Below are 3,493 nucleotides of genomic sequence, written 5' to 3' on the forward strand. Positions count from 1 at the left end.
CCCCGTTGGCGCCCGGACTCCATCGGAACCGGGGAGCACATCCGCCTTCCCCGCGCCGTGGAATCGACGAGGATGGACCCCATGCAAATCTGGGTTGATGCCGATGCATGCCCTGGCCCCGTGCGGGACATCCTCCTGCGCGCCGTCCAGCGCCTGAAGGTCCCCATCGTCTTCGTGGCGAACAAGCCGCTGGCGCTGCCGCGACTGGCCTATGTCTCCACGGTGCAGGTGGGCGCGGGGCTGGACGTGGCGGACCGGCACATCGCCACCTCCGCGCAGACAGGCGACCTGGCCGTCACGCAGGACATCCCGCTGGCCGCGCTCCTCGTGCCCAAGGGCGTGGTGGTGATGGATCCGCGCGGGGAGCTCTTCACGCCGGAGAACATCGACGAGCGGCTGTCGGTGCGAAACTTCATGCAGGACCTGCGCGACAGCGGCGTCACCACCGGCGGCCCCAGCAGCTTCTCGCAGCAGGACCGCCAGCAGTTCGCCGCCACGCTCGACCGGGAACTCAGCCGGCTCGTGAAGCAGCAGGGCTGAGGCCGTCGCCTACCGGCCGCTCGCGCCGCCACTGCCCTCCACCGCGGGCGTGCCCGTCGAGGGCGACACGGGGCTGGTGCCGATGGCCTTGTTCTTCTTCCAGGCGTCCGGGGTGATGTCCAGGCGCGCCCCGGGGTTCTGCGGCGTGACGAGCGGAATCAGGGGCGCCGCCCTGACGGGATCCGTGGTGGCCTCACCCGAACCGCCCGTGCCCACCTTGTCGACGTCCACGCACATGTAATCGTCCGCCGACGCCTGCCCGGAGGTGCCAGAGCCTCCCGTGGCCGCGTCAGGGGCCGTGTCCCCATAGAAGTTCATCCCGTGGTCGCGGAGCATCGCCTGCGTGCGAGGGGAAGCCTCCGCGTCCCAGGACAGCTCGTCACTGGCTCCCACCGGAGGCTCCGTGCGCTGCGCCTGCGAACCGGATCCTCCGGTACCACTGGCGTCCTCGGATGCACGGGAGGACCCCTCGTGGGCACAGCCTCCCAGCAGGAGGGCGGTGAGCGCGGCCATGAGCGGAAGCTTCATCGGGGGTTCCTCCAGAAGTGTCGTCCGTCATTCAAGGTGGAGGCACTTGTGTCCGGGGCAAGCGACAGGAACCGGCCGGGCCAGCGGCTCCGTCCCCGGACGCGCCCTTCCCCTCACGTCTCAGTGGTGGGTGGGCGTGTTGCCCCCGTGCAGGCAGGCCAGCGCCGCCACGGTCAGCGACTCACATCCCCTGCGCAGCGAGCCCGCCCGGTCCGGTGCGTAGAAGGGCGAATGCGGCCCTGGCACGTGCGACACCTTCTCCAGCGGGGTCTCTCCTGGCGCCTCCGCCCAGGTCTTCAGCGGCGTGATGCCCACGTACCAGTACGCCGTGGGCACCGGGCGCTCCGGCCCGCGCGCGAAGAAGGGGAAGTCCTCGCTCGCCGTGGCGAGCACGCCCGGCACCAGCGCGTCCTGCCCGAACCACTCCGCATGCGCGGCGCGAACCCTGCGGATCAGCGCCGGGTCGTTGCGGTTCACCGGCGTGCTCGCCACCACCTCCACCTGGGGAGGCTTCGGTGAGCCCGAGGCCAGGGACTCGCCCTTCGCGATGCGCTCGATGGCGGCGAGGACACGGGCCATCACCGCGCCGTCCTCCGTGCGCACCGTCAGCTCCAGCAGCGCTTCGTCCGGAATCACGTTGGCGCGATTTCCCGCCTGGAAGTGCCCCACCGACACCACCGCCGCCTCCAGCGGGGACAGTTCGCGCGACACGATGGTCTGCAGGCGCAGCACCACGCTGGCCCCCAGCACCACCGGGTCCACCGACAGCTCGGGCTGCGCCCCGTGCGCCCCCCGGCCGAAGAGGCGGATGCGCACGCTCGTGGCGCCCATCATCGTCACGCCCTCGCGGTGCATGAAGGTGCCCACCGGCAGCGGCGCGGTGTGCTGGCCCAGCACGGCGTCCGGCGTGCCGAAGCGCGCATACAGCCCGTCCTCCAGCATCGCCAGCGCGCCCGTCAAGGTCTCTTCCGCCGGCTGCCCCACCACCATCACCGTGCCCCGCCAGGCATCGCGCGAGCGCGCCAGCAGGGCCGCCGTACCCACCAGGCACGCGGTGTGGACGTCGTGGCCGCACGCGTGCATCACCGGCACGCCGTCCTTCGTCGTCACGTGGCTCGCGTACGGCAGCCCTGTCTTCTCCTCCACGGGCAGCGCATCCATGTCCCCACGCAGCAGCACCGTGGGCCCCTCCCCGTTGCACAGCACGCCCACCACGCCGTGGCCGCCGACGCCCTGACTCACCTCGTAGCCCGTGGCCGCAAGCCTTCGGGCCACCTCCGCCGCCGTGTGCGCTTCCTCCCCGGACAGCTCCGGGTGTTCGTGCAGATCTCCGTAGAGCGCGTCCACGTCCGGCAACACCGCGTCCAGGTGTTGCAGGACGCGACGCGCGCGGTCCTTCAGGTCGGCCTCGGGGGTTTCGCTCTCCGAGACATGCGGGGTGCCGGTGTCGTTCATTGCTTGCGCTCCCTGGCCGGTGACGTGCTGGGGGTGAGGGTGATGGCGCCGGCCATCCCTCAAGGTGGAAGTTCCGCAAGGGGTGTCACAGGTGGAAGCCGGGAGGCGGGCGGGGGCTCGCGGGGGGCCCAGGGCGCCCGGCCCTCCAGGGTGCCGTGGGCCTTCGGGGAATCGCCTGTCCGTTCGTTGTCCGCCCATCCCTGGGAGGCCACCTTGAAGACGCGCAGACAACAGCGGAAAGGGAGCAGTCATGAAGCGAGGCATCGGACTGGGGCTCTGCCTGGTGGGGTTGACGGGCGGAGCCGCGGGGGCCCAGGCACCTCCGGATGACGCACCCGTGCGGTCGCGGCACCACATGGAGTGGAGGGGCCCCTACTTCCTGCTGGGACTCGGCGTGGAGGGCTACACGGGGAAGCTCGCGCCCAACCTGGATCCGGGGCCGACCTACGGCGTGCTCATCGGCTATCGCCCCAACGACTACCTGGGCCTGGAGGTGGGCTACAGCGGCGGCGCCAGCAACATCGCCGTGTCGGAGAGTCCCTCCATCGGCAACCCGGACATCGTGCGCAATGGAGCGCAGGCGGGCCTCACGCTGGGCTTCAGCGCCACGCGGCTCCAGCCGTTCGCGCTCGCGGGCATCGGCATGGAGCGCTACTCGGTGCGCTCGGGGAACTTCTTCCAGTTCTTCGACGACACGGGCGGCTACGCACCCGTGGGCCTGGGCGCGCGCTACCAGCTCACACCCCGGCTCACGGTGGAGGCACGCGGCACCTACAGCTTCCTGTTCGGGCAGGACTTCGCGCGGGCGCAGGACCTGGGCGCCGGGGATGGCCGCTACGCGGGCACGCTCCAGATTGGCGGCAGCTACTGACGGGACTTCCACCCGCGGCCGTGTTCGCGGGGGTCCCAAAGTCTTGAGGTATCGTCCGGGCAGGTGCGGGCCCCCCGAAGCGCCCGCGTCTCCTCTCCC

The 3,493-nt window shown here is 71.3% G+C and carries 4 protein-coding genes; 2 read left to right on the forward strand and 2 right to left on the reverse strand.

Annotated elements, in window-relative coordinates:
- Positions 1–81 precede the first annotated feature (81 nt).
- The gene (locus D7V88_RS11040) at positions 82–540 is read left to right on the forward strand and encodes a YaiI/YqxD family protein (protein ID WP_120540597.1); all 459 of its coding nucleotides are present in this window, start codon (positions 82–84) and stop codon (positions 538–540) included.
- A gap of 9 nt (positions 541–549) precedes the next feature.
- On the opposite strand, the gene D7V88_RS11045 is transcribed toward D7V88_RS11040, so the two are convergent.
- Complete coding sequence (locus tag D7V88_RS11045) at positions 550–1,068, reverse strand: hypothetical protein (RefSeq protein ID WP_120540587.1); 519 nt, start codon at positions 1,066–1,068, stop codon at positions 550–552.
- Positions 1,069–1,188: 120 nt separating this feature from the next.
- Positions 1,189–2,523, reverse strand: coding sequence for an amidohydrolase (locus D7V88_RS11050; RefSeq protein WP_120540588.1), 1,335 nt, complete (start codon positions 2,521–2,523; stop codon positions 1,189–1,191).
- 250 nt (positions 2,524–2,773) lie between these two features.
- Here D7V88_RS11050 and D7V88_RS11055 point away from each other — a divergent pair, with 250 nt between their 5' ends.
- On the forward strand, positions 2,774–3,394 hold the full coding sequence (locus D7V88_RS11055) for an outer membrane beta-barrel protein (protein WP_120540589.1): 621 nt from the start codon (positions 2,774–2,776) through the stop codon (positions 3,392–3,394).
- Positions 3,395–3,493 lie beyond the last annotated feature (99 nt).

Source organism: Corallococcus terminator (genome assembly GCF_003611635.1).
Taxonomy (GTDB): domain Bacteria; phylum Myxococcota; class Myxococcia; order Myxococcales; family Myxococcaceae; genus Corallococcus; species Corallococcus terminator.

Coding starts and splice junctions, on each gene's coding strand:
- D7V88_RS11040 (WP_120540597.1), top strand. CDS start 82: ATGCAAATCTGGGTTGATGCCGATGCATGCCCTGGCCCCGTGCGGGAC.
- D7V88_RS11045 (WP_120540587.1), bottom strand. CDS start 1,068: ATGAAGCTTCCGCTCATGGCCGCGCTCACCGCCCTCCTGCTGGGAGGC.
- D7V88_RS11050 (WP_120540588.1), bottom strand. CDS start 2,523: ATGAACGACACCGGCACCCCGCATGTCTCGGAGAGCGAAACCCCCGAG.
- D7V88_RS11055 (WP_120540589.1), top strand. CDS start 2,774: ATGAAGCGAGGCATCGGACTGGGGCTCTGCCTGGTGGGGTTGACGGGC.